This is a genomic window from Sulfobacillus sp. TH-112 (assembly GCF_057473405.1).
Map to the genome: position 1 here is coordinate 1 of NZ_JBYCKN010000205.1, position 4332 is coordinate 4332.

The window sequence follows — 4332 nt, forward strand, 5'->3', positions numbered from 1 at the left end:
ATGATGCCAATGGGACAATTGTTGCGATTGGAGACGAGCAATTGCTCACCGAGAAATCGCGCGATGACCGCCTGGTGGATTTAGAAGGTGGGGTAGCGACGGCGGGACTCTGGGATAGTCACGTACATCTCTTGGAATATGGACGTAGTCTACGCCGGTTGAGGTTTGGTGCCACCGAGAGTCGTCATGAGGTGTTGCACCGGGTTCGCGATGGTGCTCAGTTGTGCAGGCCGGGCGAATGGATTGTTGGCCATGGATTTAATCGAGAGGTGTTTGATATGGCCCCGGATATGGGGCAATTGGATAGGGTCGCACCGCATCATCCGGTGGCCCTGATTAGCCTTGACCATCACACGGTGTGGATCAATGGACTCGCTTATCAGCGGATCGGTGGGACGGGCGACGATATTCCTGGAATGGATTACGATAGCCATGGTCAGTTCACGGGCATTATCCATGAAAAGGGGGCATTTTGGGTTCAAGATCTGCTGGCAAGTCTCGATGACCCACGATCCGAAGAGGACCTGAAAACAGCGATACGCGAAGCCCATCGTTTCGGGATGGTTGGCGTTACTACCATTGAGGGACACACGGGGTGGAACGCCTTGCAGCGCATGCGGGAAGAGGACAGGACCATTCGGGTGCAAGTCTTTGTGATCGAAGACCTCGCAAAAACCATGGCCGATCGCGGTATTCGGGCAGGCTACGGCAATGACAAGCTTCGACTGATGGGTGTGAAGCTCTTTATGGATGGCGCGTTAGGATCGAAAACGGCGTGGATGACTGAACCCTATGCTTCTGATCCTCAAAACCGCGGTCAGTCGTTAATGACCTCTGAACAGTTAGAACGATGGCTTCGAGAACTTTCTGATGCCGGGCTCTTAGCGGCGGTGCATGCCATCGGCGATCAAGCGGTGCATGAATTGGTCAGTGCCCTCGCCCGCATCACACCGACCACCGAGATGTTGAGTCGTATCGAGCATGCTCAGTTGATTCGCGATGATGATTTAGAGAGGTTGACCTCCCTGAGTGTGGCGTTGTCGATGCAGCCGGCGCACTTGCTCGTAGATCGCCCCATTGCCGATCGTCTATGGGGAGATCGAGCGCAACGGGCATTCCGATTCCGCGATATTGTTACCGCGAACATCCCACTGGTCTTCGGTTCAGACGGGCCCATTGTGACCATGGATCCTGCCTTAGGACTGTGGGCAGCGGTGCATGGGGCCGAAGGGGAGGATCCGGCCTGGCATCCTCACCAAGTCCTGACTCCTCAAGAGGCGTTTGATGCCTACACGGCTACGCCTGCCCAGATAGATGGCCGTCCCAGTGGGCGACTTGCCGAAGGCCTTTGGGGTGACATCACCATTTGGGAACAACATCCGGGAGAGAGACTTGTCCACAGAGACCTTGCGGGTCTTCAAGTGATGGCGACCATTGTGGGAGGGCGTCTGGTGTATAGAAAGGCTTGACGCAATTCGACTATTCCACTGTCGAACATTGTGGATATGTTGGGGATAAGGTTGTTTAAAAAATGTGGATAACTAGGTATTGCCAGAAGGAATCGGTGATCGTGTTCGAGAAGATAGCTGTACGCGGACTGTGAATAGCACGGTATCGCCCAAGCGTACAGTCTGACTTGTCGAGGAGGATTTTTAATGGAAGAGCGTTGCCCGGTATGTGGTTCGGATGATATTGTGGCCACGGGTCCTTTAACCGTGGAAAGTGAGCAGGCGTCGGTGACGGTGGTGAAAGGACGGCAGTGTACGTTATGCGGAAATTTACAGGTGATTATTCCTCAGGCAGTCCTAGTGAAATTGTATCCGCCCGGAGTACGGTACTTAACTGAATCGCGGCGGCTTCGTTTGCAAAATCGTCGGAGAAGCCGTCCAGGCGGGATTTCTGGCTAGGATATCATTGGGAGCTTACTTGATTTCGGCGGTTTATATTGTCACACTAAGACTCGAAACGTCTTGGACCACCTTTGGGACAGTTTCCCATTTATGCGGTGCAATCGCATCGCATCCTGAGGAGGGGTTTAGTGACAGCAGTACACGAGTCGTATGACGCCCTTTTACGCCGGGGAGATTATTTGCCCAATGACGAGACAACGCTCTTGGTGGAATTAGCTCAAAAGTTGCAGCGCCCGTTATTAATTGAGGGACCGTCTGGCAGCGGTAAAACCGCGCTGGCCTATGCCTTAGGCAAAGGGCTCGGCGTAGACGTCATTCGTTTATCCTGCTATGAGGGCCTTTCGGCCAGCGAAGCCCTCTATGATTGGAACTACAACGCCCAGTGGGCCAGTTTGACCCAAAACCGTGATATCAACCCCTTTGACGATCAGTTTCTTTTGGCACGCCCCCTATTGAAGGCGATTCAAAGTCCACAATCGATTTTGTTAATTGATGAGGTGGATCGCGCTGATGAAGCCTTCGAAGCCTTATTATTGGAGTACTTATCCGACTATCAGATCTCTATTCCGGAGCGCGGCACCATGCGAGCCGCCCGGGCTCCGATCACCATATTGACCTCCAATCGACAACGTCCGCTGTCGGATGCATTGCGCCGACGCTGCGTGTACTTGTTCTTGGATTGGCCGGATCAGTCCCGAGAAAATGCCGTGGTGTCCTATCACGTGAGCCGTTTATCGGGCGACATTCGCATGGAAATTGTCAAAGCCGTAACGCGGTTGCGGTCATGGAATCTTCTTAAGCCGCCAGGACTCTCGGAAACCATCGATTGGGCTCAGGCCGCCGAAATCACGCACTTAGAGCATTGGACCGCGGATTGGGTGGGCCGCACCCTAGGATTGGTGATTAAAGATGCTATGGACTTGGGACGGGTCAGAGAGCGAATAGATGAGTTGGTCGCCCCGGAAACGTGACTGGAAGACGCAGAGTCACTATCTCCGCTTCCGGACGACCGCGAGGCACCCAGGCGGGGACTACAAGATGAGAGCCTTGAGGATGCCGCGATCGACGATACGATGTTAGGGGCAGTTCGCGCGAGTCGCGCTCCCGGGCACACCATTAATGCCGGTTTGCCGGAGACGATGCCTGCGTGGTTGAATCATGTCCGCGGACGTGACCTTGATTTGCCCCGTATCGTGCGCCATGGGATGCATGTAGGGCGTCACTACCAGGTGAACTGGCGAGACACCATTCGCGGTTGGGCGAAGCGAGGCCATGCTGATGGACAGATGGTATGGCGTCGTGAACCGCGTGGGCCAGGTTCGTTGGTGGTGCTCTGGGATGTTTCGGGGTCGATGGCGAATTATGTCGCGTGGTATTTTCCTTGGCTGTATCAAATGGCGGCTAAGCATCGTGAGGTTTCCATCTATGCATTTGGTACCGAAACGGCGGACCTCACCCCTTATCTCCATGGGCGCTATGAAGATGCGGTCCGTGATTTGTATAATGAGATAGGGTTGTGGGGGAGTGGAACGGCCATGGGGCGGGCCTTTCGCAAGTGGTACGATGAGTCGGGCCAGGCTCGCTTGGGGACCCGGACCGCGATTCTCATTATTAGTGACGGATGGGACGTCGGGGGAGCTGAAGAGCTAGACCAGGCACTACATACGATGGCGCTTCGCGCTCGTGAGATGGTGTGGGTGAATCCACTCATGGTGACAAAATCCTTTGAGCCCCGGACACGGGCGTTAAAGATCGCGAGACAGTATGTTTCTTCCATGACTGCGGGTGCCACTCCTAACGATTTACTTGAAATTGCCTGGCGATTAGGCTATGGATAAAGACGCATGGGACAAGCGATTTTGTGGGCACGGGCCCAGACAAAGGGGACAATACGATGAAACCAGCAGCATTTCAATACGTTAGGGCCGAGACCGTGGACGACGCACTTGAAGGATTGCGCGCCCACCACGATGCCAAAATTCTTGCGGGGGGCCAGAGCCTTATTCCGCTGATGAACTTTCGACTTAGTCGACCCGCCACATTGGTGGATATTAGTGCCATCAGTGAGCTGCGAGGGATTGAAGTCAGTGGCCATCGAGTGCGGGTGGGGGCGTTCACGAGACATGAAGAGCTAATACACGATCCTGTCATTCGCCAGCACTTGCCGGTCTTGTCTCAAGCGGCTCGACATATTGGTCATTGGGCGATTCGCAATCGAGGTACGATTGCGGGAAGCGTGGCACACGCTGATCCGGCTGCCGAATTACCCGCCGCATTGGTGGCACTGAAAGCATCAATCGTGGTGAAAAATTCGCAAGGCGAGCGGCAGATCGCGGCCGAAGACTTCTTTCAAGGGTATTATATGACGACGCTTCTTGAGGATGACCTTATCGTCGCGATTGAGTTTCCCGTGGTGAGTCAC

5 protein-coding genes are annotated in these 4332 nt (G+C 54.4%); all 5 read left to right on the plus strand.

Features of this window, described 5'->3' with window-relative positions:
* The coding region (locus ACOJWD_RS15255) for an amidohydrolase (RefSeq protein WP_486994103.1) at positions 1-1469 on the plus strand (1469 nt) is incomplete at its 5' end.
* A 186-nt stretch (positions 1470-1655) separates the two neighbouring features.
* A complete protein-coding gene (locus ACOJWD_RS15260) occupies positions 1656-1907 on the plus strand; it encodes a hypothetical protein (protein ID WP_486994104.1) in 252 nt (83 codons plus the stop codon).
* 131 nt (positions 1908-2038) lie between these two features.
* Positions 2039-2881: an AAA family ATPase gene (locus ACOJWD_RS15265; RefSeq protein WP_486994105.1), complete on the plus strand. Its 843-nt coding sequence runs from the start codon at positions 2039-2041 to the stop codon at positions 2879-2881.
* Positions 2882-2983: 102 nt separating this feature from the next.
* Positions 2984-3748 (plus strand): VWA domain-containing protein, encoded by a 765-nt coding sequence (locus tag ACOJWD_RS15270; RefSeq protein WP_486994106.1) that lies wholly within the window; start codon positions 2984-2986, stop codon positions 3746-3748.
* A gap of 56 nt (positions 3749-3804) precedes the next feature.
* Positions 3805-4332: FAD binding domain-containing protein (locus ACOJWD_RS15275; RefSeq protein WP_486994107.1), on the plus strand; the 528-nt coding region annotated here is incomplete at its 3' end.

Coding starts and splice junctions, on each gene's coding strand:
- ACOJWD_RS15260 (WP_486994104.1), top strand. CDS start 1,656: ATGGAAGAGCGTTGCCCGGTATGTGGTTCGGATGATATTGTGGCCACG.
- ACOJWD_RS15270 (WP_486994106.1), top strand. CDS start 2,984: ATGTTAGGGGCAGTTCGCGCGAGTCGCGCTCCCGGGCACACCATTAAT.